This is a genomic window from Actinokineospora fastidiosa (genome assembly GCF_014648415.1).
GTDB lineage: Bacteria > Actinomycetota > Actinomycetes > Mycobacteriales > Pseudonocardiaceae > Actinokineospora > Actinokineospora fastidiosa.
In genome coordinates, this window is the sequence record NZ_BMRB01000002.1 from 1,393,416 (window position 1) to 1,419,552 (window position 26,137).

A 26,137-nucleotide genomic window follows, 5' to 3' on the forward strand; every position below is an offset into this window, starting at 1 on the left:
GCAGATTTACCTCTCAGGGTGAAGGGGGGAGGGCTCAGACCAGCCGGGGGCTGTGCCTGCCGACAGGGCGGCAGTGGAGCGCGCCGGTCACCGGGTCGTCGGCGACGTGCACGGTGACCCCGTAGGCGCGGGTCAGGTGCTCGCCGGTCAGGACTTCGCGGACCCCGCCCGCCGCCACGACCTCGCCGTCGGACAGCAGCACGACCTCGTCGGCGATCATCGCCGCGTGGTCGAGGTCGTGGAGCACGACACCGACTGCCACGTCGTGGTCGTTCGCGAGATCGCGGACGATGTCGAGGACCTCGACCTGGTAGCGCAGGTCGAGGTGGTTGGTCGGCTCGTCCAGCAGCAGCACGGACGTCTCCTGCGCCAGGCACGACGCCAGCCACACGCGCTGCAACTCGCCGCCCGACAGCTCGTCCACGCCCCGGTCGGCCATCGCGGTGACACCCGTCAGGTCCATGGCGCGCTGAACGGCCGCGCCGCCCTCCACGTCCACCCCGCGCCATCCCGTCCGGTAGGGATACCGTCCATAGGAGACGACATCGCGCACCGAGACACCCGACGGCGTCGGCCGATGCTGGGTCAGCAGGGTGACGTTGCGGGCGAACTCCTTGCCGGACAGCGGGGAGTGTCCCCAGACCGAGCGCCCGCCCATCCGGACCCGCCCCTGCTGAGGGCGGTGCAGGCGCGCGAGAGCCCGCAGAACGGTCGACTTGCCGGAGCCGTTGGGCCCGACAAGGGCCGTGACAGTGCCCGCGCGGAGTCCGAGCGAGACACCGTGCACCACGGCGCGATCATGGTGCGCGAGCACCAGTTCCTCGCCAGCCAGCAGTACGTCTCCCGCGAACATAAGGGGAGCCTAACCTAATCCCCTTGATCACCCATATAGGCGTGACCTACTGCACTTTTTGGCCCATTTGGCGGTGCACGACAACTCACTGTCACCGCGCCGAGACCGGGCCTGCTGGCGTCCCATCGGACCACGAACGGCCCGCCGTAGAGGCGCAGTCGCGCGGGGTGGCGAGGACGGTCGAGCCGATCGGAACGGTCAACTCGTTCCGGGAGGTCGACCTCGCCCGGTTCCACCGGCTGTCCCCACGGGTCGACCGATCGGCAGGCCCGCGACCACCCGGCCGCGGGCCGCGCCCACCACCCCCGGCCGCCGGTCAGGACGCGGCGCGGACGCCGTCGACCGCCGAGGCCGCCGCTGGGGCGGGGGCCCTGTCCCAGTCCATGCGCGACCACGGCGGGGCCATGTCGGCCGGGGAGGCGATCTGCCGGGGAGCCAGGTGCTCGGGGCCGGGGACCTCCCGGTGCCGGGAGTAAGCGGCCTCCACGTAGCGGTGGCCGGTGTCCGCGGCGAGGAAGACGACCTGGCGGCTCGGGTCGACCCGCCGTTCCCAGCGCGCGGCCAGGTAGGCAGCGCCCGCCGAGAGCCCGGCGAAGACGGCATGGCCGCGCAGCAGCGCGACCCCGCCCGCGAGCGCGGCGTGGAAACCGACCCAGTGCATGGTGTCGTAGAACTCGTGGACGACGTTGGCGAAGGGGATGGAGCTGCCGATCCCGGCGATGATGATGTCGGGATCGTGGACGTGCTCGCTGCCGAAGGTGACGCTGTCGAAGGGCTGCACGCCGACCAACCGGACGTCCGGATCGGATTCGCGGAGGTAGCTGGCGAGCCCTCCGGTGGACGCCCCGGTCCCCACGCCGCCCACGATCGTGAGGTCGCCCGTCCCCAGTTCGCGGTGGACGAGGTCGGCGATCGGGCGGTACCCGAGGTAGTGGATGTCGTCGTGGTACTGCCGCATCCAGTGGTGGCGCGGATTGGCGCGCAGGATCTCCTGCACCCGGGCGACGCGGCGGTTCTGGTCCAGCTTGAGGCTGGGGGTCGGGGGCATCGGCTCGACCGTGGCGCCGAGGATCTCCAGCTGCGTGCGCAAGGTCCGGTCGACGGTGGTCGACGCGACGATGTGGCACCGCAGCCCATAGCGGTGACAGGCGAGGGCCAGCGCGTGCGCGTAGATGCCGCTGGAGCTGTCGACGAGGGTGTCGCCGGGGGCGATCGTGCCGCGGTCTAACAGGTGGCGCACCGCGGCGAGCGCCGAGACCACCTTCATGGTCTCGAAGCGCAGGCAGGTGATTCCGTCGTCGAGGCGCAGCAGCGCGGGGCGGCTGAGCGCGTCGGCGATGTGGTCGTCCACGTCTCTCCTGTCGTCAGGGGTGGGCGCGGTAGCGGTACAGGACGGTTTCCTCGGCGCTGAACTGGGAGAACGGGAAGGGCTCCGCGGACAGCGCGGTGACGCCTGAGCCGAGGAAGGCGCGGGCGACCGCGCTTCCGGTCTGGGCGTAGACCACCAGCGGGACCGCGCGGTCGCGGCAGCGGCGCAGGATCTCGTCGAAGGTGCCGTTGCCGATGGTCATGCCGGTGGCGACGACGGCGTCGGCGACGTCGAGCACCTCGCCCATGTCGGGGGTGATCGGGTCGCCCCACTGGGTGGTGCGCAGCGTGAGGTCGCAGGGCAGGCACTCGGCCCCTCGGTCGCGGATGGCGGCGACGAGCGGGTTGACCACGCCGATCAGCGCGACCTTGGCGCCGGGCGGCAGGTCGAGCAGGCCGGCCACCGCGGCGTCGCGCCCGCGGGCGCGCGACTCCGGGGTCCCGGCGGGCAGGACCACGGGCTCGGCGTCGAGTGTCCGGTGTGGACGCACGTGGCCCAGGTAGGCGTCGAGCGCGGCGACCCGGACCGCGGCGGGGGCGTCGGCGAGCAGGTCGGCGACCGGGGCGCCGGACGCCTCGGCGCACACCGCCGGGTCGATCTCCCCCTCCGCGAACGCGCACGCGCCGAACGCGGTGCCCACCCTCGCCAGGACGTACTGGTTGCGGTAGGTGGTGCCGCCCCCCGCGAGCCGGGTGCCGTGGTGGATCCAGAACACGCTGGTGGCGACCACCTCCCGGGGGTCGGGGCCGTGCCCGCCCGCCAGGACGTCCGCGACCAGGTCCTCGACGGTGTTCACGCCGCCGCCTCGGTGAAGCGGAACAGGAAGGTGATCACGCCGTCGTGCCAGTCGTGCCGCAGGGCGACCTCGGCGGCGAACCCGCGGGCGGCGGCGTGGCCGACGATCGCGGGCAGGTCGGCGGTGTTGGACACGATGACGAACACCTCGCCGCCCGGCGCGAGCAGGCCGCGGTCGGCCAGCTCGTCGAAGAAGCGGGTGACGATTCCGGCCCCCACGCAGGAGTTGCGCACGACCTCGGGGTCGTCGCTGACGACCTGGCTGACCGCAGGCGGGTTGAAGGTCACCACGTCCAGCGCCGTCCCGGCGGGCACGGCCGAGAACAGGTCGGACACCAGCGGCACGAACTCCGTCCCCGGCCGGTCACCCACGTGCTGGGCGTAGTGCCGCGCCGTGGTCTCCACGCTCGCCGGGTGCACGTCGAGCGCGAACACCGTGCGGGCGCCGCGCAGGCCCGCCGCGACGGCCTCCACACCGAGGCCGACGCCCATCGCGGCGTACACCCGGCCGCGGGTCTCGATCGCGCCGTCGAGGATCCGCTGGTGCAGCATCCGACTCGTCTCGCCGGGGAAGAAGACGCCCGGCGGCAGGGCGAACTCCATCCCGTTCCACGAGTAGTCGCGGTGGGTGTGCAGATCCCCCTTGGGCTGGTTGATGGCGATGACGTGCTCGGCGGGCAGCGGTGCGGGCAGGTCGGTCAGAACCGAGTCCACTTCGTTCCTTCCCCAGTGGTGTGGGCGTTTTCCTCGCGCGGCGCCGGGGGCCGGTCTCGTCAGGCAGGCGCCCGCTCTGTACTCTACTGACAACGATTCTCATTTCAAGACGCACCGCCGGAGGAGTTCGATCACCGTGCCCAGCACCGCCGTCCGGCCGCCGTCGCTGTCCCGCGATCCCGCGTTCCTGCGGCTGTGGGCGGGCACCACCGCGTCGGGCCTGGCCACCTGGGCGCTGCCCTTCATCCTCGGCCTGGCCGTGCTCGACCGGTCGATCGGCGCGGTCGACCTCGGCGTCGTGCTGGCGACCCGGACCATCGGGTTCCTCGCCGCCGTGCCGGTGGCCGGGGTGCTCGCCGACCGCTTCTCCCGCCGCGGGGTGGTGCTGTGGTCGGGGCTGGTCGCCGCCGCCGGGTCGCCGCTGATCGCGGTCGGTCTCGGCCGGTCGGTCTGGCTGATGGCCGCGGCGGCCGCGCTGGTCGGCGCGGGGCAGGGCGCGTGCCGCCCGGCCTTCCAGGCGCTGACCGCCGAGGTCGTCGACGAGGACCGGCGCCAGCCCGCCAACGCAGCCATGACCCTGGCGGTGCGGGTGACGACCCTGGTCGCGCCGAGCCTGACAGCGCTGCTGGCCGTGGTCGCCGACACCGCGGCGCTGCTGGTGGGCACCGGCGTGCTCTGGCTGGTCACCGCGCTGGTCCCGCCACCGGGCGCGGACAAACCCGCCGTCGTGGGCGTCCGGGCCGGTTTCGCCGCCGAGTTCGCCGAGGGGGTGCGGGAGGCGCGCAGGCACCCGTGGTTCCTGGCCGGGCTGGCCGCGCTGACCGCGGTGATCGCCACCGGGTACTCCGCGACCGGGGTCGTGCTGCCGCTGGTCAGCCGGGACCGCTACGGCACCGAGGCCGTGCTCGCCGCGGCCATGACCGCGTACACCCTGGGCGCGCTCGCCGGAGCGGTGCTGATCGCGCGCATGCGCCCGCGCGCCCAGGGCTGGGCGGCGCTGGCGGCCCTGGCCTGCTACGGATTCGCCCCGCTGGCGCTGCTGCTGCCGGTGCCCGCCGCCGTCGTCGTCGCCGCGTACGCCGTGGCCGGGCTGGGCATCGAGCTGTTCAACGTGCCCTGGTTCACCGCGACGCAACGCGAGGTCGCCCCGGACAAGCTCGCCCGCGTGTCCTCTTTGGACTTCCTGCTGTCGTACGGGCTGGCTCCGGTCGGCCTGGCGCTGATCGCCCCGGCGATCAGCGCGTTCGGGGCCGCCCCGGTGCTGCTGGTGTGCGCCGGGGTGTGCTTCCTCGCGCCCGCCGCCGCGGCGCTGGTCCCCTCGACGCGCGGCTTCCGCGCCGAGGCGCGTCAACCCGATCCCCACCGAAAGGCAAGCTGACCATGCCGAGAACAACCTGGCCGCTAGTCGCGTCCGCCGTCGCACTGCTGGCGAGCACGGCGTGCGGGACCGAGTCCCCAGGAGCCGCTGCCACCCCGGGTTACCCGATGACGGTGGAGAACTGCGGCCGCCAGGTGACCATCGAGCGCGCGCCTCAGCGGCTCTATGTGATCGGCGGCGAGGCGGGCACGCTGGTGCACGCCGCGGGCGGCGCCGACCGGGTCGCCGTGTTCGCCCCGCTGAAGGACGAGCCGCTCGGCGCCGCGGCCGAACCGCTCGGCCGGGCCGAGCAGCAGCCGATCAAGAACTCCAAGGACATCTCCCGCGAGGTCATCATCGGCGCGGCGCCCGACATGGTGGTGACGTTCGGCCTCAACGACTTCGGCCCCGACGAGCTGGCCGCCGCGGGCATCCCCACGCTGATCGTCAGCGGCTACTGCGGCGGGTTCGGCGCGGGCCAGTCCGACGTGCACGACCCGCTGGAGGAGCTCTACCGCGACATCGAGACGCTCGGGCGCGTGCTGGGCACCGAGCAGCAGGCCAAGGACGCGGTGACCGGCCTGCGCGGCCGGGTCGACGCGGTGCGGGAGAAGGCGCGCCAGTCCCCGCCCGCCGACACCGCGACCGCGGCCCTGTTCATCGCGGGACCCGACGCCCAGCCCGGCGCGTACGGCAAGCGCAGCATGATCCACCAGCAGATGGAGAGCGTCGGCCTGGTGAACGTCTTCGCGGGCACCGACGAGCGCTACTTCGAGCCCAACACCGAGGCCCTGATCAAGGCCGCGCCCCAGCGGATCGTCGCGCTCTACGAGGCGGCCGACACGACCGAGGACGCCGTGCGCCGTGCGGTGACCGGCCGCGCCGATCTCGCCGCCATCCCCGCTGTCGCCTCCGACGACATCCTGGTCCTCGACTTCTTCTACTCCGGGCACGGAACCCTCGCCGTCGACGGCCTGGAACAGCTGGCCGCCCAACTCGCCGCCTGAGCGCCCGGAGCCGAACGATGACCCAGACCGCCCACCGGGCGACCGCGAATCCGGCCGATCCGGCTCCGGACGACCTCGATCGCAGGCGCAGGACGCTGCACGCGACGCTGTGGGTATGCGGGCTCACGGCGCTGTTGCTGGCGGGCATACCCGTGGCCATCGGGTTGGGGCCGGTGCCGGTGGAACCCGGGACGGTCGCGCGGATCGTCGCCGCGCACCTGGTGGGCGGTCTGGACATCACCTGGACGCCCTCCGAGGACAGCATCGTGTGGCTGGTGCGCGCGCCCAGGGTGCTGCTGGCGGCCGTGGTCGGCGCGGCGCTGGCCGTCTCCGGCGTCGCGCTGCAGGCACTGGTGCGCAACGTGCTGGCCGAGCCCTACCTGCTGGGCGTGAGCGCCGGGGCGTCCACCGGCGCGGCCCTGACCATCCTCTTCGGGGTGGGCGCCTCGGTCGGCGCGAACTCACTCACCGGCAGCGCGTTCCTCGGCGCGCTCGCCGCGACGGGGATCGTGTTCGCCGTCGCGGCCATCGGCGGGCGGATCACCTCGGTGCGGCTGCTGCTGGCCGGGGTGGCCGTCGGGTACGTGCTCAACGCCGTCACCAGCTTCCTCATCTTCGCGTCCGACACCCCGGAGGGCGCGCGTGCGGTGCTGTTCTGGCTGCTGGGCTCGCTCGCCAGGGCCGACTGGCCCGCCGTGCTCGTCGCGGGCAGCCTGCTCGTGGTCTCCTTCGCGGTCCTGCTGCTGTGGTCGCGCAGGCTGGACGCGCTCACCCTCGGCGACGACACCGCCCACGCCCTGGGCAGCCCGCCCGCGCGGCTGCGCGCGCAGGCGCTCGTGGTGGTCGCGCTGTGCGTCGGCGCCGCGGTCGCGGTGTCCGGCGGGATCGGGTTCGTCGGCCTGGTCGTGCCGCACGTGGCCCGGCTGTGCGTCGGCGGCGTCCACCGCAGGCTGCTGCCCGTCTCCGCGCTGATCGGCGCGTCGTTCCTGATCTGGGCGGACGTGGTGGCCCGCATGGCGTTCGTGCCGAGGGAGCTGCCCCTCGGCATCATCACCGCCGTCCTCGGCGCCCCGTTCCTGCTGTTCCTGGTGCGCCGCGTCCGGTCGGCGGCCTGACCGAGAGAGGTGCCCGCGTGCTCAGCGCCACCGACGTGTCCTTCGCCTACGACGGAACACCCGTGCTGGCCGGGGTCAGCCTCGCCGCCCGCTCCGGCGGCGTCGTCGGCCTCATCGGCCCCAACGGCAGCGGGAAGTCCACGCTGCTGCGCGTCCTCTACTCGGCCCTGCGCCCCCTCGGGGGCGTCGTGCTGATCGACGGGACGCCCGTGTCCGGCCTCCGCGGCCGCGAACTGCCCCGCCGGATCGCCGTCGTGGCCCAGGAGGCCCCGCCCGAACTCCCGGTCACGGTGGCCGAGATGGTCCTCTTGGGACGCTCGCCCCACCGGTCGTCCCTGCAGTCCTACACCGCGGACGACCACCGCATCGCCGCGACCGCGTTGCACCGGGTCGGCATGCGCGACCACGCCGACCGCGGTTTCGCCACCCTGTCCGGCGGGGAGAAGCAACGCACCCTGATCGCCCGCGCCCTCACCCAGCAGACCGGCCACCTGCTCCTCGACGAGCCCACCAACCACCTCGACATCCACTACCAGCACGAGATCCTGCACCTGGTCCGCGACCTCGGCATCACCACCGTGGTCGTCCTGCACGACCTGAACCTGGCCGCCCGCTACTGCGACCACCTCGTCCTCCTCGACAGCGGCCTGGTCGCCGCCTCCGGCCCGACCGAGGAGGTGCTGACCCCCGAAGTGCTCGAACCCGTCTACCGGGTCACCGTCCGCACCATCGACGACGGCGACTGCCGCCAACTCGTCTTCCGCCCGACCGAGGCCGCCAGAGCCCAAGACGGCCTGCCCGCCCTCGGAGTACCGGCAGGACACGACGCGGTCAGCGAACCTGACCGAGGCTGACACGATCCGCCGAGAGCTGCCGGACGCGCTCAGGAGGCGGTGGCGGTGCGGTCCGGCAGCAGCCGCGGCACGGCACGGACGTAGGCGAGCATGCCGATCACCTCGACCAGGGTCTGGGTGACGACGACGCCCGCCGCCAGCGCCAGCCGGTCGGGCAGGGCGAGCGCCAGCGGGAGCACGACCAGGGAGTTGCGGGTCGCTCCGCTGAACACCACCGCGCGGGCGGCCGGGACGTCGAGGCGGAACACGCGGGCAACCGCCCATCCGGCGAACGCCATGATCACCAGGAACGCCGCGTAGAACGGGATGACGGCGGCGACGTCGGCGAGGTTGCCGTCCAGCCTGGGGACCTGGGAGGCGACGACGACGAGCAGGGTCGCGGCCATCAGCGGCACCATCGCTGTGCCCGCCGCCCCGGACAGAGCCCGGCCCGCGGGTGCGCGGGCGGCCCAAGCCTGGGTGGCCCAGGCAAGCGTCAGCGGGCCCACGATGAGCACGAGGAACGCCTCGACGAACGGCCCGGGCTCGACGATGTCGGCCAGCTCCGCGCCCAGGAACAGGTAGAGGAACACCGGCAGCAGCAGCATCTGGGCGATGAGCAGCAGCGGGGTGGCGGCCAGCAGCCGCTGACTACTGCCGCCCGCGAGGCCGCAGAAGACGATGACGTAGTCCACGCACGGGGTGAGCAGCACCAGCAGGACCCCGATGCGCACGGCCTGGTCGGCGGGCAGGAACCCGACCATCGCCGCGACCACGGCCGGGACGAGCAGGAAGTTCACCGCCAGCGTCGCGGACAGGAACCGCCCGTCGCGCAGCGACCGCAGCAGCTCGGCCGCGGGGACCTGGAGGAAGGTCACGTAGAGCAGGGCGCCCAGCACCGGGTTGATGGCGTGCGCCAGACCCGGCCCGGCGGCAGGCAGCGCCCAGCCGAGCAGGCCACCGGCCGCCATCGCCGCGAGGTAGATGGCGATCTGGTGGTGCTCCATCCGCTCGACCACACCCCGCGTCACCCTGTCCGCTCCCGCTCCTCGCCACCACCTGCCGGTCCATCCTCACAGGCCCGAACCCGTCTTCGCCGTGCGCTCATCAACCGGATCTCGCGATGCTCACGCGTCGGCCCCGAACAGGTCGGCCAGCAGTTCTGCCGCGGTGTCCGGAGCGCGCACGGTCAGCTCCAGAGCCGCGGGGGTCAGGTGCAGGCTGAAGTCGAAGAACGCGCAACAGTCCTGCTCGGCCACGGCCAGCGCGGCGACCTCGGCGGCCAGCTCGGGCGTGGCCGGGAACACCAGCACCATCCCGTCGGTGACGGCGCGCCGGTCGGTGGCCCGCGCCGTGAGCCGCTGCCACTGCGCGGTCCGCTCACCGAGGTCGGGACCATCCAGAGTGCAGGCCACCGGCACGTCCCGCCACGGCTCACCCGCGGTCTCCTCGGGACGGGTGGGCGGCACCGCCACCGGCACGGTGGCCATGCAGCCGCAGTCCGGTCCGCACCCCCCTGCAGGCGCGGGCGTCGACAACTGCTCGTGCACCCCGACCAGCCGGGCGGAGAACCCCGCGAGCTCGGCCTGGCGGCGATCGGCGTCGGCGATGCGCTCGGCGACCAGCGGCACCATCCGCTCCCGCACCGCCGCGCACACCCCCTGCTCCCACACGCCGAGCAGGTCGCGGATCTCCTCCAACGGCAGGCCCAGCGTCTTCGCCGAGGAGATGAACGCCAACCGCTCCACCGCGTCGGGCCCGTAGACCCGGTAGCCTGCCGCGGTCCGGTCGGCGGGCAAGAGGCCTTCCGTCTCGTAGTAGCGCAGCGTCGTCGCCGGGACACCGGTCTGAGCCGCGAGCTGGGAAATCCGCAAACTGGTCACCACCCGACGGTAAACCTTCGACCCGACTCGAAGGTCAAGCCCCACGTCCGGGCCCGTGGGGTTGATATTCGATGTGACTCATCACAGTGATCCCAGGACAAATTCGGAATCGCGGCCAATGCGCCGGTATCGCTTGACTGGGACGATCCAATCGTCCCCCAGGATCACTCTGAAGGAAGATCCGACATGACATCGCGCTCCCTGCGCCGCGGGTTCGGACTGTCGGCCATCGCCGTCGCCCTCGTGGTCGCGCAAGCCCCCGGCTTCACCGCCGTGGCCTCCCCCGCGACGGCGGCGGCCGTCGAGCGGCACTACGAGCAGCCCGGTCCGCACGCGGTGACCAAGGCGCCGGGCGGACCGGCCCACACCCTGTACTACCCGGCCGACATCGCGTCCTCTACCGTTCCGCACCCAGTGCTGGTGTGGGGCAACGGCACCAACGCCACCGTCGACCAGTACGACCAGTTCCTCAGGCACATCGCCTCCTGGGGCATCGTCGTCGCGGCGGCGAACACCGGGCGTGCGGGCTCCGGCGAGGAGATGCTGGCGGGCGCGCACTACCTGATCAGCGAGAACAGCCGCCCCGGCAGCGTCTTCCACGGCAAGATCAACCCGGGGAGGGTCGGCGCGGCAGGCCACTCCCAGGGCGGCGGCGGCGCCATCGCCGCGGGCGCCGACCCCCTCATCACGGTGACCGCTCCCGTGCAGCCGGGCCCGCAGGGCTCGGTGCCGATGCTGCAGGGGCCCGCCCTGTTCATCGCGGGCCAGCTGGACTACATCGTGCCGTCGTTCTACGTCCGCGGCCGCTACGCCCGGGCCGGGCACGTCCCCGCGGTGTTCGCCGAGCTGAGGGGTTCCGACCACTTCTTCCCGGGTGAGACCCGCACCCGCCTGATCGGCGTGCTCACGGCGTGGTTCCGCTACTGGCTGGCGGACGACACGAAGGCCAAGACGGTCTTCTTCGGCCCGGAAGACCAGACCGAGCTGTACCTGGACACCGCGGCCTGGTCCTCAGTAGACCGCAACACGAAGGCCACCGCGATCGGCTGACCCGGCACGAACGGCCGCCCCACGGAGGGCGGCCGTTCCGTTTCCCGGCAGCACCCCTGTGTGTCCCCCGAAGGGATGACCGCAGGCCGGGCGCTGGCAGTTGGGCAAAGGTGGGTACCCAGTAGGGGTGACGGGCTCGCGCAAGGGGGACGAGGAGGAGCGACAGGTCTGGGCCGAGGAGCTTCTTCGCAGGTTGGACCGGCCCATGAGCATGCTGGGCGTGTTGTTCCTGTTCGTCGTGTTGGGCCAGACCCTGGCGATCGAACCGGCGCTCAACACCGTGCTGGTGATCGTCGGCTGGGCGTTGTGGCTGGTGTTCGTGGGGGAATTCGCGTTGCGGCTGTACGTCGCGCCGATGCGGGGGCTGTTCCTGCGGCGGAACTGGTGGCAACTGGTGTTCCTGGTCGTGCCGTTCCTGCGGTTCCTGCGCGTGGTCCGGGTCCTGCGGATCGCGAGGGCGGGTGGAGTGCTGTCCTCGGCCGTCAGGGGCAGCCGTTCCGCCGGGCGGTTGCTGTCCGGCAGGCTGGGTTGGCTCATGGCGGTGACCGGGGTCCTCGTCCTCGCGTGCAGCCAGTTGCTCATGCTGACGGGTGATTACCAGTCCTACCACCTCGCCCTGCACGACGTCGCGCTGGCCACGATCACCGGGGAGCCGATGACCCAGGGCGGGGGATTCGCGCGTTTTCTGGAAGTCGTGCTCGCGTGCTATTCGGTGGCAGTCTTCGCCGCCCTAGCCGCAAGCCTCGGGGCCTATTTCCTCCGACCGGACGGCCCGAGTGGCGAGATCGAGAAGGCCACCGAGTAGTGCTATCCCGTTTTCTCTTTGCGATTTCACGGGACGGTCACCGCTCGGGCAGCTAGCGAGCCCCCGCGATCAGGAACCACTGTGGCCCGTTCGCGCGGTCTCCGCGGCGCCGATCGCGCTCACCACGAGCTTGCGCACCGCCACCACCACCGCGGCCGTGGCGATCTGCGCCCAACTCATCCCGAAGGACAACCCCAGCAGACCGGCCGCCATCAACAACTCCACCAACACCCGCACCGCAGCAGTGACCGACCGCCCGGTCACCAACACCACAACGGCCACCACCAGCGCACACCCCGCAAAGAGCGGGACCAACCCCGTCACGACGACGTTCGCTCATCCCGAGGACCGCGCTCACGGACCAGACGTTGCTCCTCGGCGATCTCCCGCCCGAGGAAGTAGTTCAACGCCGTCCGGATCGCCGCAATGGCCGCCAGCTGCCCAATCTGAGTGAACGTCGGCGCGATCGCCGTCCGCAGAATGTCCCCCGCGAGTTGGAACTCCAGCCCCAAGGCGAGGAACCGCCCCAACGTCAACCGCACCGGGGTGAACACCGCGGCGTCCCGGTACCGGATACCGGTCACCACGAACCGGACCATCGCCCAGGCAGCACCCGTCACGATGACCGCGGCCCCTGCCATCTCCACCAGGCGCACCAGCCAGTCGATCACCGCCCGCAGCTCTTCCTCACCCATACCCTGACCCCATGATCGGCTCCACGTCCTGGCCGACTACCCCTGCGCGAAGCGGCCAAACCCGACCCCGCCGCCGCTTGTCCCCCATTCGTGATGCCCGACTCACTGTCCCCGCGACCGACAAAGGTACCGCTCGCCCCAACCCCGGTAGTGCTGGTGCAGCCACCGGTACGCCCCGACCGGTAGCGACGGCGCCAGACACGCAGCGTGAGTTGGCCGATCCGCAACCGGCATCACGAGGGACCACCGCACCCACTCCTCGGCGCAACAGAGCGCCCCGCACTCCGTCGATGGCACGCTGCTCGATTCGGCTGCGGTCCCGCCCTACGCCACGCCTACGCGTCCTTCTGGTTCCCCGTCCTCCCCACCACCACGCGCCACCGATCTCGCGCACCTATGGGGCACAGACCCCCGCAAACAGCCGCGCCAAGCCACACAACCGGACACGGGACTGAGAGGTTGCAGTCAGGAGACCGCGTACTAGTCCGCTCGGCGCTCGAGCCGCACGATGCGGTGTTCGTGGTCGTTAAGCTTCCCTTCAGTGGCTTGGGCTTCGCTGATGGCTTCGATGACGGTGTCGAGTTTCTCGTCATCGGACTCGATGCTGCCGTTGACACCCGCTTCGAGGTCGGTCAGGTTGGCTTTGACCTCCTGTGGGCCCGGACCCGCCCATTTGTTCGATGGAAGTGCTGTGGCGGACTGACTTCACGAAGCGCCGCTAAGCCCGCAAGTGCGCAGAGGAGTCGAGCGCGTTCGTCGTAGCAGAATTCGCGGCCGAAACTAATGAAGTGCAACCGCTCCACAGACAGAATCCTCGAGAGGATGGAAATGAGTAAGGGGGGTTATGGTCAACTCTTGCGCCCAAGTCGAAGACGACTGCCCCGATAGTTTGCACCCAGTGGTGACACTAAGCCGCGCCTACGGCGAGATATCGTTCAATGGTCGATAGGGTACAGGACAAGCGACGCTGACGTCGCCGAGATAGACACCCCTTCGAGAATGACTTTCATGATACTTGACGACCCCTGCGGGTTTGACGTGAACGAAGGATGCCCCTCCAGAAAGGGTAGCAGTGTCAGCGTTGAAACCGGGTAGTCTGCTTGCACTGAAGTCCGCAGGTCTCCGGAATCTTGCTCCAGACTCAGCATCCCTTGGTCTTCCGGTACGGCACAACATCGTGAGCATCGGGATATCCCTGCTTGGTTGTCGACAGGTCAACACCATCGAGATTGGCGTCGCGCAAGTCCGCGGCAGTCAGGTCTGTTTGCAGAAGTACCGCACTCGACAGGTCAGCGCCCACGAGGACGGCCTCACGAAGGCTTGCCTGAACTAGGCGGGCCTGGCGGAAGTCGGCTCCGGAGAGGTTCGCCTTTCGCAGGTTGGTTCCACCTAATCCCGCGTCTGTGAACTTTGCGTTCTGCAAGCTTGCGGAAAAGAGTTGCGCCTCACCCAGGTGTGCACCGCTGAAGTTCGCTCCATCGGCATATGCTGATCCGAGATTCGCGCGGCCGAGACTAGCCTGGGAGAGGTTGGAGTTCTGCAGGCCAACATGGGTCAACTGCGCGTCGATCAGGCTCGCATCCTGGAGATTGGTGTCGTTCAATGACGCGAGGTGCAGGTCGGCTCGCAAGAAGGAGACCTGTTGCAGGTTCGCCTCGTCCAGATCTGCACGACAGAGTGTCGCACCCACTAGAGAAGAATTGCCCAGGTCTGCGTTGCGAAGGTCCGCGTCAATAAGGGTCGCGCCGTTGAACGTTCCACGGGTGAGTTCAGCGTGGCGCAGGTTCGCCGAGCGCAAGTCTGCATTTGTCAGATTCACCTGGCGAAAATCCGCATTTCCTAGGTCACTTTTAGCGAGGCATGCTCCGGATAGATCCATGCCCGCAAGCGGATCGCTCTCATCATGTTCGCGGTTACGGTCGATCGCTACTGACAGGGCGGCCTGAATGTCAGGCGCCACCCCTTCTGGGCAAGTGTCGACATTACCGCGAGCGACCGTCGCGGTAATGAAGGTCTCTATAACATTGATAATGGTGGGTTGATCGCGGGGTGAGTCCTCAGCCAAGCGTTGAAGCGCGAAGATGCCGCCGAGGCGGGTCTGAAGGTGGTCCGGGCCTGATTGATCCAGCTGTTCGACTGCCCTGGTGTAACGTTCGGTGAACTGCCCTTGCTGAGCGACTTCGTTCTGCCGGTGTGCTGCGGCAACTTGGTCGCGCGTGGCGTTGAGTGACAGTCCGGTGAAAACTAGCGCCCCGATCGCAGTGAACGCGGTGATCGTGGAGGTGATCGTCTGCGCATGAGAGTGAAGGGCCCCGGATCGACCTCTCGCCTGTGCTGCTCGTGGACGCATCCGTGTTCGGGCGATGCCGCTCGCGACGCGGCGGCGTTGTGCACTGGGCATGCTTCAAGATCGCTGATCAAGCCGCCGATGTCACGGGAAGTTTCACTAGTGGAACCTACCAGGGCGCAATGAAGTCCCCTCGTTTCTAGACGGCCGTTCGCATCTCGGCAGGTCATGTCACTGAGAGCCTGTTGTTGGTTGCCGCACTTGGTGGTCCCACCGAACGGTAGCGACGAACACCGAGCCGACCGCGGGTAGGCCTGCCGTCCAGGGAGTTGGTGGCGATGCGATCGAGCAGCGGGGGGCGACGCTCAGCAGCGCCCGCCGAGCAACAGACGGACTTCCGCGAGATCTCCTGAACGGATACCGACCGGGTACGGGGCGCGGGAGGGGTCACCTGGTAAACCCTGCTGGTCGCCGTGGAATCAGCCTGCGGATCAATAGTTCCGCGCCATCGCCCCACCTCAACGCCGTTGCAGTATAAGACCGGTCATACCGCCTACGAGTCGTTGAAACGTCTTGCCCGTGCGCCGCGACATCAGGTCTGTGAGTGATGAGGCGTGGCCCGACCCCGCGGTGCCGTACGACTACCCCGCCCGGACGGCGGGCAACGAGGCGCGCTGGAGGGAGGCGATCGCGGCGGCGCTGGAGGACAAGACGCTCGAACTCGTTGCGACGGGTGGAGACACTTACGACCTCACCGGCCGGTGTCCTCGCTGCGGGCACGAGATCTGCCAGTCGGTCGAGTTCGACGTCATTGCCAGCATGCTGCCGCTGGAGAGCAGGTTCGGCATGTTCGGCGTGCGGTGCAACTGCGTCGCCGCGCACGCCGGGCGCGACGGCGATCACCAAGGCTGCGGCTGGGGCGGCTCGATTCCCGTGCCGCTCTACATCCGGTAGGAGCGGCTGTGTCGCGAGAAGAAGACGAATACTGGGAAGGCAAGATCCTCGAGGCCCGCCGGGGGCAGCTCGACACCGTCCGCAAGGCTGCGGCGGGTTGGTCGGCGCTGCTCACCGCCGTCCTGGGCGCTTTCGCCACGGTGACGTTCGCGTCGGGTCTCACGGGGATGAACGACCTTCCGGTCGGCGTCCGGTCGATCGTCCGGATCGGCATCGCGATCGCCGCGATCGCCGTGCTGCTGGCGACGATTCTCGCCGGTGCCGCGGCGAACGCGTTCCCCCGCAAGACGAACGATCTCACCGTCGACGCGTTTAGGACCGCGCACAAGGAGCGGGCTACCCGGGCACTCAAGCGGCTCAAGTGGTCCATGGGTTTCGGCGTGGCGGGCGCCGTCGTGGTGGTGGCCGGTTCGTTCGTCGTGCTGTTCACCGACAAGGCGCCCGCCAAACCGCAGCCCGTGATCGCGCCAGCAGGCGGCAAGGTCTACTGCGGCGTGCCGAGCGCTGCCCCGGACGGTTCGCTCATGCTGGCGAACGTGCCGCTGACCGGCGACGTGATCGTCGTCGCCAAGTGCCCCTAGACAGCGCTCTCCATGCGGTCCAGCCAGGCGAAGTAGTGGTCGACGGAATCCAACGCCGCGGGCACCCGGGCTTCATCCATCTCGGCCTTGATCGCCTGCCAGCGCTCAGCCGCCGGAGGATGCGTCCCCGCCTCCTCGTTCCCTGACAGATACTCGACAGTCCGCTGCAGCATGAACAGGCAGCCGATGCCGTAGGCGACGTCCCGATGCCGCATCCTGCCGCCAGAGACGAGCTTTTTGACCAGCTGACGGTAGGCGAACCGATCGGCCTCGAACTCCGCCTCGATGGATCTCCGGTAGACCGGGACGTTCCGTTCTCCGAAGGCGTAGGCGACGTTGTTGCGGTTGAGGTGCCCGAGCGCGATGTGCCCGATCTCGTGCAGCACGATGAACATCTCCGCGATGAGACACGAGCCCTGGTAGACGGCATCAACGACGACATCGCCCTGTGCGACGAGATCGCGTGTTGCCGTCTCCAGATCCCGCTCAGTCCCACGCCGCTCGGCAAGCCTGCGCAACATCGAGTTGTCGTGGTCTTCCAGGCAGTGCAAGGCCTTGATGTCGATCACCGGGACGAGCTGCTTCGCGAGAACGCCCTCCGCCAGCCGGAACATGCCCTTGACCTTCTCCTGACGGGTGTGATGGGCACAGTACTCGCCGTCGGTCCACGTGGTCAGGCCCAGCGCGATATGCACGGCCGCGGAGACGTACAAGACCAAGCCGTGGTTGAGCACGATCGCCGGAACCCCAGACGGCGTCCTCACGCAGAAACCGTTCACGGTAGGGATCGCCGTCGGCATGAACATCAGGTCCGTCACGGGATGGTCGAACTCGCGGGCATCAACCTCGTCGATCGCCATCATGACGATACTCGACAGCATGTTGTCCTCACCGAAACCGAACATAGCCGCCTGCAGCTCCGGGGAAACCCCCTGCTCTTGAAGTCGGGGAGGCGCCGGAAGTCGCGCGATGCGATGCAGGAGAGCGGCGTATTCCTTGTCGTGCAACGCGTCGCTCAACGCCTGCAGCCACGCCCGGTCCTCTCGCAACGCCGACTCGCGCTCGCTCACGTCCATGACGACAGTATGCCGGACCGGATTTCCCGTGCGACACAGACGAATCCGGCGAACATGCCGTGAAGAATCGCCTGTGGCATCAGCGGCGTGACGGGTGGGGAACGCGAACGCGAGGCGGCGATCAGGCCGAGGAGCACGTCCACAGCCCGTCGGCAGCCGGGGTTACCTGACGCACATCGTGACCTGCGCCGAGGGCGGCCGCGGGACGGGCTGCCTGGTGGGCTGCTGGCTGGTGTGCTTGCCCGGGTGAGCGATGTCCGTCCAGCTGCTGCTGTGTTGCGGGTCGGCGCCGCCTTCGCCGCAGTCATGACCTTGGAGATCGTCGTTCTCGCCGCGTTCTAGCGGCCCGGAGCCAGCGGGCGCAGGACTTGCAGTCCTGCGCCCGATCGTTCTCGGTCAGCGTTGAAGTCGACCCTGGGCGCCGTGACGGGCCTGGCGCCGCTGCTGGCCGTGGTCGAGCTGCACGGGCCTTGCTGTCGCCGGGCCTGGTCGACCGCGGGCACGTCTGGTTCGTGGTGCTCGCCGGGCGTGGCTGGCCTGCTGGTCCGGCTGGTGTTCACCGGGGCATCATCGACATCGGCCACCTGCTCGATGGCCGGGTGCAGGTTGGTCTACCGGCGGCTGATCGGCCCGATCGCGAGGTTCATCCCGAAGAATCGGCGTGACACCTTCTCGATGAGGTCAAGGTGAGCCCCGGAGACGTGATCTCCCTCTGCGCTGGTATAGACGAGGAAGCCGGGCGATCATGAGACACGTCCACGTGGAAGCCGTGCCGCTACAAAGGCTGGCAGGCTCACCGGTTCCGGCACGCCACTGGTCGACGCTTTCCTGTCCCACCGCTGGGCCGTTCGGGTGATGGCCACCCAGGTCCTGAAACGGTCGTGCTCCGGCCGATATTCATCGAGTGCTGCGGCGGGCACGGGCGAGGGGGCAGCGGTGGGGAACTTCCGGGTCGAGTACCGGGGGCGCGAGATCACCGGCTACTGGGCGAAGCGCTTGGGCTGCCTCGGGATCTTCGTGCTGTCCCTGTTCGTGGTGCTGCTGTACGCGGCGGTGGGGGCGGTGTTCGCGGCGTTCAGCTTGCCCGAGGGGACCGCGAAGCTCAGCGCCCGGGACGGGTGGGCGTCGCTGCGGTGGCTGGCAGACGCCAGTGCCGCGGTCAATGGGGCCCTGCCCGCGTACGCGCTCCTGTTGACCTGCGTCATCTGGGCGACGGGGGTGTTCCTGCTGGCGGTCCTCGCCCTCGCCGCACGGCACCGGGAGCCCGCGTTTGCGGTCATCGCGCTGCTCACGGCCCCCCTCGCGGCAGCCGGGCTGCACGCGGTGGCGTGGGTGGGCGCGGCGGTGCACTGGGTGGTCAGGACCATCGGCCCGTGGTTCCTCGCAGCGTCCGCGTGGTTCCGCGGCTGGGAATGGTGGGTGTGGGCGCTCCTGGTGGCCCTCGCCGTCCTGTCGTGGATCGCGTTCTTCTCCGACGGATCGGAGTTCGTGTCGGTGCTCGGGATGGTGGGCTGGGCGATCGCAGGCACCGCGTTGAGCATCGGGCTCGGCGTGCTGCTCGTCGGCCTCGTCTTCGAGATCCCGTTCTTGCTGTTCCTGATGGCGCTGAGTGTCCTGTGCCTGCTCGGGCAACTGGTCGTCGACCAGCTCACCGGGACGATGAAGGCGGGACGCGGGCACCGGGGCGTGCTGCTGGGCGCACTGGGGGTCGGCACGTCCTGGTCGATACTGATGGTCGTCGGCAACGTCGGCGGCAGCCACGCCTCTACCCCCAGGTCGCGCGTGACTGGGTCGCGAACACCCTGATGAGCAACAACCCGCCACAGTTCGACGCGTTCATGGCTCTGGTCGTCGTGGCAGGATCGGCACTCTCGGTCCTGGTCAACGTGCACCGCATGCGCGCGGAGCCCACGCACGAGCAGTTCATGCGGTCGGTCGTGTTCACCCTCTACAGCATGGCGTTCTCAGCAGTCATCGCGGCGATCGGGCACCAGAGCGAGACCGGCGGGAACCGTCGAGGCTGACCGGCGCGGTGACGGCCATACCCATCAAAATCGTCACCGCACGCTGCAGGCAGCCGTGGAGGTTCTCTGCGGTCTCAGTTCTGATAAGGCCGTTGGCGAGGTGAAGAGGATGATCACTTGGCCAACCAGCTCGGCGGCGACTTGATGTCGACGGGTGGGATGACGTCGACGGCATTGCACTGCTCGGTGCAGGGTTAAGCAGCGACGGTCTATAGCGCAGCGACAAGAACGTCTGTCTGGCGAGCGGGCCCGGCGCATTCCGGGCTTGCCCCTTGCTCGGCGCGAGCGCACCGTACGAGCCCCTACCGGCGAGGCGGGCCGCGTTGGCCCGCAGCACGGCCAGAAGCCCTTCGGTGGCTCGGTTGCGCCCCGCCTGCTGATCACGCCGTCTGCGAGGTGCTGGGAACCCCAGTGGAGCAAGTGGACCGGTCGTTACAAGTCGCATTGCGCCGATCCGTGGCCGCCGGTTCCAATTAAGGGTGCCGGCTCGTCGACCTCGTCATCTCCTGCGAACTCCATTCCTCAAATCGAGGGGCCCGGATAGACGCGCCCGCGGCTACGAGCGCCACTCACCTCCTCGCAGGCGCTTGTCCGTGCCCGCGGAGGCCGACCAGCTTCGCAGCGGGCCACCCGTCTCGTGCTCCAGCAACAACTTCCCGACGTAAAGGGCACTGCCGCCACGCGTTCGCCCCGTCACGCTACCGGTGCACCACCCGGCATGCCCCGCCGATTCGCCTCTAATCGAACATCGTGGCGCCGAGTGGTAGTTGATCGAAGCCCGGCAGGATCAGGAAGGTCGCGCTGGCAGTGGTGGTGGTGAACGACAGCAGCGCGTCGCCGTCGTCCATACGGGTGAGGGTGTTGGTGAACGTGCGGATGTCGTTCTGGAAGCTGATGAAGAGCAGGCCGGGGGCGGGCTCGTCGATGCTGTAGGAGCGGCGGAGCATGAGACCGACGCCGACCGTGGCGGGGTGGGCCCTGCGGAGGTGGGCGTCCGCGGGGATGAGGTAGCGACCGTCCGGTGTCTTGGCGCTGAGATCGGGGTCGGAGGCGATGGTGCCGCCGGACAGCGGCGCGCCGGTGTCCCGGCGTCGGCCGAAGACAGCTTCCTGGTCGCTGACCGACAACGTGGCGAACCGCCGCAGGTCCAGCTCCATGCGTCGGAGCACGGCGATGGTGCCGCCCGCGACCGGGGGTGGTCCGGCCAGCCAGAGATCACGCCGCTGTTGGGCGGTGGTGTGCGGGCCGACGATGCCGTCGAGGAAGCCGAACACGTTGCGTGGCGCGGTGAGGTCTTGGTTCACCGCAACGGTGGAACCGCGGCGTCCGGCCTGGCGCCAGCGTTCGCGTATCCGGTCACCGGCCTGGTCCAGCAACGCGGCCGCGGCGACTGACGGGACGACCGCGTCTCCCGCGCAGACCTGCAGCAGCAGGTCGCCGCCACGCGCGGCCGGACTGATCCGCTCACGGTCGAATTCCGGGAGGTCCGTTGTGCCGGGCAGGGAAGGACCGGCCAGGCGCACCAATCGGGGACCGACCCCGACCGTGATCGTCAGGTCGCCGGGCGGCAGGCCCAGCAGTCGCGCGTCGGTTCCCGCGGTGAGCGTGCGGATGGCCTCGCCGAGTTCGGCCAACAGCGGGCCGACGGCGACTTCGTCCCCGACATCGGCCACCACGACCAGCAGGTTGGGCTGGGCTTCGCGGGGACGCACGATGCCCGCCTGGTGCTGACCCGTCGGCGGCACCGACGTCGACGCGGGAGGATCACGCCGATCCCTCGGTCCGCACCCCGCGGCGAGGCCCGCGGTCAGCGCGGCGCCCGCACCGAGGAAGGCGCGGCGAGACGCGTGGTCCTCAACTCGGCGCATGGCTGGAGCGTGCCAGATTCACCCTCGGGCAGGCGAATCCGCAGCCCGTGCCAGACTGCGTCCATGCTTCGTTCCGGTCTCGCCGCGATCGTGGCGGCGCCCGCGTTGGTGCTGGCGGCCTGTGGCGCCGCCCCGGAGACGGGCAGTCGACCGGCGGGCGAGCACGTGACGATCCGCGTGCCTGCCGACGCCCCGACGATCTCCGCGGCGGTGTCGCTCGCCCGGCCCGGAGACCTCGTCCTGGTCGCACCGGGCGTCTACCACGAGTCGGTCAGGGTCGACACGGCCCAGATCACCCTGCGCGGTGAGTCCCGGGACACGGTCGTCATCGACGGACAGCTGCGGCAGCCGAACGGCATCGTGGTCACCGCGCCCGGGGTGGCCGTGGAGAACCTGACCGTGCGGAACAACACGCAGAACGGCGTGCTGGTCACCGGTTCGGCGGCGGCGGCCAGCGGAACGCCGGGCAGCGGCGGCTACGACGCCGGAGACGAGCCGGTCCGCTTCCTGAAGTCGTTCCTGGTCTCCCACGTCACGGCCACCCGCAACGGGCTGTACGGCATCTACGCGTTCTCGGCCCAGGACGGTGTCATCGAGCACTCGTACGCGTCGGGCTCCGCCGACTCCGGGATCTACGTCGGGCAGTGCAAGCCTTGCCGCATCGTGGTGCGGGACAACGTCGCCGAGCTCAACGCGGTCGGCTATGAAGGCACGAACGCCAGCGGCGACATGTACGTGGTCCGCAACCGCCTCGTCGGAAACCGAGTCGGGCTCACCATGAACTCCGATCACCAGGAGAAGCTGCTCCCGCAGGAACGTGCCCACGTCGTGGGCAACCTGATCGCGGCGAACCAGCAGGCGTCGACGCCCGAACAGGCCGACGGCGGGTGGGGCATCGGCATCGGCATCGACGGCGGCAGCGAGAACGAGGTCGTCCGCAACCGCGTCCACGGCAACGCCGACGCGGGGCTCGTGATCACCGCGACCGCCGACATCCCCGCCAACGGCAACCGGATCGTGGGCAACACCTTCACCGGGAACGGCGTCGACGTCGGCTGGACGTTTCCCACCGCCGCCCGGGGTCGGGGCAACTGCCTGCGCGGCAACGAGCTCGCGAGGGTGGTGCCCGACCAGCTCCTCGCGGCCGCGTCGTGCCCGGCCACCGACCGGCCCACGCCGTCCGGCACATGGGCGAGCCCGACCGCGCCCCGAGGCATTCCGTTCACCGAGGTGGCCGCGCCTGTCGCGCAGCCCCAGCTCCCGAGCGCCGACGGCGCCACCACCGTTCCCGCCGTTCCCGCACTGCCGGACGTCGGGGCGATCCCGCTGCCGCCGACGTCGCTGTTCGCCGATCTCGCCGTGGTGCGGGACCTGCCTAGTTGACGAGCCCGGGCACCGGCTGGACCGGGAGGTGCTCCCGGGCGTCGAACTCGATGACGACCGGCTGCGGCTCGGAATCCACATCCGCCTGGACCCGGTGCATGGTCCCGATCGAGTCGACCCAGTAGCGGACGTTTCCCGCGGTGCGCGCCCTTCCGCGTGCGGCAGGGCCGCTCATGATGTCGACCTCGTGGTCGCCGACCTGATCCTCGCCGACCCAGGCCGCGCCGTTCTGCGGCAGCAGTTCGGCGTTGTCCGGCCGGTCGCTGCCGAGGCTGACCGCGATGAGCAGCGCACTGTCCAGCGAACTGCCGGACGTCCGCAACGGGCGTTGGTGCCAACCGGTCTCGGGCGGCGATGGAGGCGCCTGCGCCGGGGCGTCCACCATCGGGTGAACGAACACGGTAGTGGCGCTCCACTGGATCAGGCCGTCACTGGAGGTATCTCGCCCGATGCCTTGCACCACGCCATAACCGAGCCCGGCTCGGTAATCGATGGACCCGGTGATGACCAGGCCGCCCGCGGTGGTCGGCACGGTGATCGTCACCGCCCGGCCGCCCGCCTCGTGGTTACGGAACCGCGCGATCGCAAGCCGATTCGCCTCGTCCGAGGTCAGCGCACGGGGACCCGTGGATTCCCCACCGGAACCGAGCACCAGGAACGCGGTCAGCCCGACCGCTACGACCGCCGCGACGCCGACAGCGACCATCCGGCGCGGACCTGACGACCGGCGCTGCCGGATTCGCATAGTGCGCACGCGGGCCGATGCTAACAGGGGTCCGAGATTTCACCCCCCTGATTCACCCATTGCGCGGCCGCTGACGCGACGTCGTTCTGGTTGTCTGTGACTGTCCACCACGACTTCCACTAGGGGATGCGATGAGCCGGAGAACCCGGACGCGAAGAGGGCGACCGGTGCGGGTGGGGCTGGCCGCGCTGCTGCTGACCGGCAGCGGGATCACCGGGACGGCGGCCGCGTCCACGACCGACGGCACGCTGACCGTCCAGGTCCTGCGCGACTTCTTCGGCACCGGCGTGATCAACACGACGATGGACGTGCCGCAGCAGGGCATGCGCGTCGACATCTCCGACCCCGAAGGCCACCGCGTCACCGGCGTCACCGACGCCACCGGGAAAGTCGTGCTCCCCCCGTCCGACGCCCTCTCCGGCGGACATTATCGAGTCGACGTCACTATTCCGCCGCCCTACCGCGAGTACCTCCAGGCGGCGCCCGCCTCGACCGCGGCCAACCATTTCGACAGCTTCACCACGTTCGTCGACGTGTCGGACGGCGAGGACGACTCGGTGATCACCGCGGTCTGGAACCCCGCGCACTACGCCCTTCCCGACTCCCGTTATTTCGTGCCGGTCCAGAACGGCGGCAACGGCACGGACACCCGCGCGCTGGTGGCGTTCGGCATCGATACCCGCGGCACGTGCCCGGAGGACATCGCGTGCCCGACCACTCTCGCCACGCAGGCGCAGGTGGGCACGACCTTCGGGCTGGCATACGACAAGGACCGGCGCAGGCTGTTCCAGAGCGCGTTCGCCCGACGGCTCACGCTGTACGGGCCGGAGGGCGGGAACGCGATCTACACCGTGCCGGTCGACGGCGACGGCGCGCCGACCCTGTTCGCGAAGGTGCCGGGCGCGGCGGTCACGCCGCACGACACCGCGAACATCATCAAGGACGCGGGATTCACCGACGCGCCCGGAAAGGAGAGCATCGGCGGTCTCGCCCTGACGGAGGACGGCGCCACCCTGTACGCGGTGAACCTGTTGGCGCGCAGCCTGGTCAGCTTCGACGCCACCGGCGCCAGCGCCTCGGCCCCTGAGTCCACGGTGCCCATACCGGACCCGGGGTGTGCGGCGCCCACCGACTGGCGGCCGTTCTCGGTCGCCGCGCACGACGGCAAGCTGTACGTCGGGGGTGTGTGCAGCGCGGAGAGCACTCAGGACCGCGCGGACCTCAAAGCCGTCGTCTACTCCTATGACGGCACCCGGTTCACGACGGTGTTGACCCAGCCGCTGACCATCGAGCGGGGCGAGGTGCTCGCGGGCCGCTCCGTCCCCGGCCAGACCAACGGGTGGAACCCCTGGAACACCGACCTGGCGTCCTGGGACGAGCACGACGTGACCGGCTCCGGCGCCCTGATCGATCCGCAGCCGCAACTGGCCAGCATGGCCTTCGCGCGCGACGGGTCGATGATCATCGGCTTCCGGGACCGCTTCATGGACGTGGTGGGCTGGGGCGGTCTGGACCCGCGTCCGGGCGACAACACCCCGGAGAACGGCTTCTCCGGCGGCGACATCGTCATGGCCTGCGCCAATCCCGCTGGCGGGTACTCGTGGGAAGGCACCGGAGGCTGTCCCGACCACACGAACGAACTCGACGACGGCCAGCAGAGCGGCGGCGTGGCCGAGTACTTCCCCGGCGACTACTTCTCCCAGCAGGGCCCCGCGGGACGGGCGGCGCACCAGGAGGCCGCGCAGGGGTCGGTTGCCTACATCCCGCAGTTGGAGTGGGCGGTCAGCACGCAGATGGACCCGACGGTCAACGTCGCCACCGGCGGCACCGGTTACTACCGGATCGCGACCGGTGAGGGCCCCGGCAACAACCCCAAGGCCAACGCGTACGAGTTCGTCGGTCGGCGACCGAGCAACGGGTTCGGCAAGTCCGGCGGGCTCGGGGCCATCGCCTACCAGGCGGCCAACGCGCCGATCCAGATCGGCAACCTGGTGTGGTTCGACGGGGATCGCAACGGCGTCCAGGACCCGGCGGACGTGCGCCTGCCGGACGCGACGATCAACCTCCTCGACGACACCGGCGCCCAGGTCGCCACCACCAAGACCGACGCGGCGGGCGAGTACTACTTCGGCGGCGTCGGCGCCGCCTACGAACTCACACCAGGCGCGAAGTACACCGTGCAGTTCAACGTCTGCACCGCGGACACCAGAAACGTGCCGCGGCAGCCGCGCGCTGCCGACCTGCGCTTCACCCTCCCGGTGGTCGGCACCGACCGGGTGCACGACTCCAACGTGGTCCCGCCGACCCGTGGACAGCTGTGCAACGGCTACGCGCCCGTCACGGCGCCGGACAACCCCGGAGAGGTCGATCACACGATCGACGCGGGCGTGCACATCCCCCAGCCCCAGCCGACCACCACCCCGACGACATCCGCGCCACCCGCACCCACGACGACGATCCCGGCAGGCAAGGACCCGGGCTCGCTGCCCTCGACCGGCGTCTCGTCGCACCTACCGTGGTTGGCACTCCTCGGTGTCCTGGTCCTGACCGCAGGCGCGGCACTCGTGTTCCTGAGCCGCAAACGCCGAACCGGACAGGGCTGAACCCACGTCTGCCCGCCCGCAACTACCTCACGCGGGCGGGCAGACAGAGCCTCTTCGCACTACGGCGCGTGGCTGCCACGAGGCCCGGCCAGGGTGGGCGCTCCTCGCCGACGGGACCGGTCCATCCTCTCGGCACCCTC

Annotated in this window: 24 protein-coding genes; 12 read left to right on the top strand and 12 right to left on the bottom strand. The window is 70.0% G+C overall.

The genetic code is table 11. The features are described from left to right. Window positions 1–34 precede the first annotated feature (34 nt). The 4 genes from IEY98_RS16325 to IEY98_RS16340 all read right to left on the bottom strand — a co-directional run bounded on the left by IEY98_RS16325 (window position 35) and on the right by IEY98_RS16340 (window position 3,731). The gene (locus tag IEY98_RS16325; RefSeq protein ID WP_189211265.1) at window positions 35–853 is read right to left on the bottom strand and encodes an ABC transporter ATP-binding protein; all 819 of its coding nucleotides are present in this window, start codon (window positions 851–853) and stop codon (window positions 35–37) included. A gap of 316 nt (window positions 854–1,169) precedes the next feature. Beyond that, a complete protein-coding gene (locus IEY98_RS16330) occupies window positions 1,170–2,204 on the bottom strand; it encodes a pyridoxal-phosphate dependent enzyme (protein WP_189211266.1) in 1,035 nt (344 codons plus the stop codon). A 13-nt stretch (window positions 2,205–2,217) separates the two neighbouring features. Beyond that, complete coding sequence (locus IEY98_RS16335; protein ID WP_189211267.1) at window positions 2,218–3,018, bottom strand: Rossmann-like domain-containing protein; 801 nt, start codon at window positions 3,016–3,018, stop codon at window positions 2,218–2,220. Then, window positions 3,015–3,731 (bottom strand): class I SAM-dependent methyltransferase, encoded by a 717-nt coding sequence (locus IEY98_RS16340; RefSeq protein ID WP_189211268.1) that lies wholly within the window; start codon window positions 3,729–3,731, stop codon window positions 3,015–3,017. Before IEY98_RS16340 ends, IEY98_RS16335 begins: the two co-directional genes overlap by 4 nt. A gap of 130 nt (window positions 3,732–3,861) precedes the next feature. On the opposite strand from IEY98_RS16340, the gene IEY98_RS16345 reads away from it, so the two are divergent. From IEY98_RS16345 to IEY98_RS16360, 4 genes are all read left to right on the top strand, one after another. Continuing rightward, the gene (locus IEY98_RS16345; protein ID WP_229787054.1) at window positions 3,862–5,109 is read left to right on the top strand and encodes an MFS transporter; all 1,248 of its coding nucleotides are present in this window, start codon (window positions 3,862–3,864) and stop codon (window positions 5,107–5,109) included. Between the two features lie 107 nt (window positions 5,110–5,216). Continuing rightward, the gene (locus tag IEY98_RS16350) at window positions 5,217–6,095 is read left to right on the top strand and encodes an ABC transporter substrate-binding protein (protein WP_189211270.1); all 879 of its coding nucleotides are present in this window, start codon (window positions 5,217–5,219) and stop codon (window positions 6,093–6,095) included. Window positions 6,096–6,112: 17 nt separating this feature from the next. Further along, window positions 6,113–7,210, top strand: a complete 1,098-nt coding sequence (locus IEY98_RS16355; RefSeq protein WP_189211271.1) for a FecCD family ABC transporter permease — start codon at window positions 6,113–6,115, stop codon at window positions 7,208–7,210. Between the two features lie 17 nt (window positions 7,211–7,227). Continuing rightward, window positions 7,228–8,064 (top strand): ABC transporter ATP-binding protein, encoded by an 837-nt coding sequence (locus tag IEY98_RS16360; protein ID WP_189211272.1) that lies wholly within the window; start codon window positions 7,228–7,230, stop codon window positions 8,062–8,064. A gap of 29 nt (window positions 8,065–8,093) precedes the next feature. Here IEY98_RS16360 and IEY98_RS16365 read toward each other — a convergent pair whose 3' ends face one another. Beyond that, window positions 8,094–9,050: an arsenic resistance protein gene (locus IEY98_RS16365; RefSeq protein WP_189211839.1), complete on the bottom strand. Its 957-nt coding sequence runs from the start codon at window positions 9,048–9,050 to the stop codon at window positions 8,094–8,096. Between the two features lie 120 nt (window positions 9,051–9,170). Further along, window positions 9,171–9,926: a MerR family transcriptional regulator gene (locus IEY98_RS16370; RefSeq protein ID WP_189211273.1), complete on the bottom strand. Its 756-nt coding sequence runs from the start codon at window positions 9,924–9,926 to the stop codon at window positions 9,171–9,173. 186 nt (window positions 9,927–10,112) lie between these two features. Here IEY98_RS16370 and IEY98_RS16375 point away from each other — a divergent pair, with 186 nt between their 5' ends. Both IEY98_RS16375 and IEY98_RS16380 read left to right on the top strand, forming a co-directional pair. Beyond that, window positions 10,113–10,976 carry an alpha/beta hydrolase family protein gene (locus IEY98_RS16375; protein ID WP_189211274.1) on the top strand — a complete coding sequence of 288 codons (864 nt, stop codon included), beginning with the start codon at window positions 10,113–10,115 and terminating at the stop codon, window positions 10,974–10,976. 127 nt (window positions 10,977–11,103) lie between these two features. After that, a complete protein-coding gene (locus tag IEY98_RS16380) occupies window positions 11,104–11,781 on the top strand; it encodes a hypothetical protein (RefSeq protein ID WP_229786961.1) in 678 nt (225 codons plus the stop codon). A 69-nt stretch (window positions 11,782–11,850) separates the two neighbouring features. On the opposite strand, the gene IEY98_RS16385 is transcribed toward IEY98_RS16380, so the two are convergent. The 3 genes from IEY98_RS16385 to IEY98_RS16395 form a co-directional block, all read right to left on the bottom strand. Continuing rightward, window positions 11,851–12,105: a hypothetical protein gene (locus tag IEY98_RS16385; protein ID WP_189211275.1), complete on the bottom strand. Its 255-nt coding sequence runs from the start codon at window positions 12,103–12,105 to the stop codon at window positions 11,851–11,853. Beyond that, on the bottom strand, window positions 12,102–12,452 hold the full coding sequence (locus tag IEY98_RS16390; protein WP_229786962.1) for a DUF1622 domain-containing protein: 351 nt from the start codon (window positions 12,450–12,452) through the stop codon (window positions 12,102–12,104). The genes IEY98_RS16385 and IEY98_RS16390 overlap by 4 nt, the downstream gene beginning before the upstream one ends. A 1,165-nt stretch (window positions 12,453–13,617) precedes the next feature. Continuing rightward, a complete protein-coding gene (locus IEY98_RS16395) occupies window positions 13,618–14,877 on the bottom strand; it encodes a pentapeptide repeat-containing protein (RefSeq protein WP_189211277.1) in 1,260 nt (419 codons plus the stop codon). A 465-nt stretch (window positions 14,878–15,342) separates the two neighbouring features. Between IEY98_RS16395 and IEY98_RS16400 the strand changes: the two genes are divergently transcribed. After that, window positions 15,343–15,717 (top strand): hypothetical protein, encoded by a 375-nt coding sequence (locus tag IEY98_RS16400; RefSeq protein ID WP_189211278.1) that lies wholly within the window; start codon window positions 15,343–15,345, stop codon window positions 15,715–15,717. 8 nt (window positions 15,718–15,725) lie between these two features. Further along, window positions 15,726–16,298 carry a hypothetical protein gene (locus IEY98_RS16405; RefSeq protein WP_189211279.1) on the top strand — a complete coding sequence of 191 codons (573 nt, stop codon included), beginning with the start codon at window positions 15,726–15,728 and terminating at the stop codon, window positions 16,296–16,298. Here IEY98_RS16405 and IEY98_RS16410 read toward each other — a convergent pair. Further along, a complete protein-coding gene (locus tag IEY98_RS16410) occupies window positions 16,295–17,374 on the bottom strand; it encodes a phage exclusion protein Lit family protein (RefSeq protein WP_189211280.1) in 1,080 nt (359 codons plus the stop codon). The two genes, IEY98_RS16405 and IEY98_RS16410, sit on opposite strands and share 4 nt — an antisense overlap. Window positions 17,375–18,310: 936 nt before the next feature. On the opposite strand from IEY98_RS16410, the gene IEY98_RS16415 reads away from it, so the two are divergent. Next, window positions 18,311–19,180 (top strand): hypothetical protein, encoded by an 870-nt coding sequence (locus tag IEY98_RS16415; RefSeq protein ID WP_189211281.1) that lies wholly within the window; start codon window positions 18,311–18,313, stop codon window positions 19,178–19,180. Then, a complete protein-coding gene (locus IEY98_RS16420) occupies window positions 19,180–19,398 on the top strand; it encodes a hypothetical protein (protein WP_189211282.1) in 219 nt (72 codons plus the stop codon). The genes IEY98_RS16415 and IEY98_RS16420 overlap by 1 nt, the downstream gene beginning before the upstream one ends. Before the next feature lie 737 nt (window positions 19,399–20,135). Here the strand turns inward: IEY98_RS16420 and IEY98_RS16425 are convergent. After that, window positions 20,136–21,266 carry a Dyp-type peroxidase gene (locus IEY98_RS16425; RefSeq protein ID WP_189211283.1) on the bottom strand — a complete coding sequence of 377 codons (1,131 nt, stop codon included), beginning with the start codon at window positions 21,264–21,266 and terminating at the stop codon, window positions 20,136–20,138. Between the two features lie 63 nt (window positions 21,267–21,329). On the opposite strand from IEY98_RS16425, the gene IEY98_RS16430 reads away from it, so the two are divergent. Beyond that, window positions 21,330–22,649 (top strand): right-handed parallel beta-helix repeat-containing protein, encoded by a 1,320-nt coding sequence (locus IEY98_RS16430; RefSeq protein WP_189211284.1) that lies wholly within the window; start codon window positions 21,330–21,332, stop codon window positions 22,647–22,649. Here IEY98_RS16430 and IEY98_RS16435 read toward each other — a convergent pair. After that, a complete protein-coding gene (locus IEY98_RS16435) occupies window positions 22,642–23,355 on the bottom strand; it encodes a hypothetical protein (protein ID WP_229786963.1) in 714 nt (237 codons plus the stop codon). The genes IEY98_RS16430 and IEY98_RS16435 overlap by 8 nt on opposite strands. Before the next feature lie 206 nt (window positions 23,356–23,561). Between IEY98_RS16435 and IEY98_RS16440 the strand changes: the two genes are divergently transcribed. After that, on the top strand, window positions 23,562–25,997 hold the full coding sequence (locus IEY98_RS16440; protein WP_229786964.1) for an SdrD B-like domain-containing protein: 2,436 nt from the start codon (window positions 23,562–23,564) through the stop codon (window positions 25,995–25,997). Window positions 25,998–26,137: the final 140 nt, after the last annotated feature.

What these genes read in the sequence shown, in the direction of transcription:
- IEY98_RS16420 (WP_189211282.1), top strand. Translation starts at nt 19,180, where the DNA reads ATGAGCAACAACCCGCCACAGTTCGACGCGTTCATGGCTCTGGTCGTC.
- IEY98_RS16430 (WP_189211284.1), top strand. Translation starts at nt 21,330, where the DNA reads ATGCTTCGTTCCGGTCTCGCCGCGATCGTGGCGGCGCCCGCGTTGGTG.
- IEY98_RS16395 (WP_189211277.1), bottom strand. Translation starts at nt 14,877, where the DNA reads ATGCCCAGTGCACAACGCCGCCGCGTCGCGAGCGGCATCGCCCGAACA.
- IEY98_RS16350 (WP_189211270.1), top strand. Translation starts at nt 5,217, where the DNA reads ATGACGGTGGAGAACTGCGGCCGCCAGGTGACCATCGAGCGCGCGCCT.
- IEY98_RS16375 (WP_189211274.1), top strand. Translation starts at nt 10,113, where the DNA reads ATGACATCGCGCTCCCTGCGCCGCGGGTTCGGACTGTCGGCCATCGCC.
- IEY98_RS16365 (WP_189211839.1), bottom strand. Translation starts at nt 9,050, where the DNA reads ATGGAGCACCACCAGATCGCCATCTACCTCGCGGCGATGGCGGCCGGT.
- IEY98_RS16325 (WP_189211265.1), bottom strand. Translation starts at nt 853, where the DNA reads ATGTTCGCGGGAGACGTACTGCTGGCTGGCGAGGAACTGGTGCTCGCG.
- IEY98_RS16435 (WP_229786963.1), bottom strand. Translation starts at nt 23,355, where the DNA reads ATGGTCGCTGTCGGCGTCGCGGCGGTCGTAGCGGTCGGGCTGACCGCG.
- IEY98_RS16355 (WP_189211271.1), top strand. Translation starts at nt 6,113, where the DNA reads ATGACCCAGACCGCCCACCGGGCGACCGCGAATCCGGCCGATCCGGCT.
- IEY98_RS16425 (WP_189211283.1), bottom strand. Translation starts at nt 21,266, where the DNA reads ATGCGCCGAGTTGAGGACCACGCGTCTCGCCGCGCCTTCCTCGGTGCG.
- IEY98_RS16410 (WP_189211280.1), bottom strand. Translation starts at nt 17,374, where the DNA reads ATGGACGTGAGCGAGCGCGAGTCGGCGTTGCGAGAGGACCGGGCGTGG.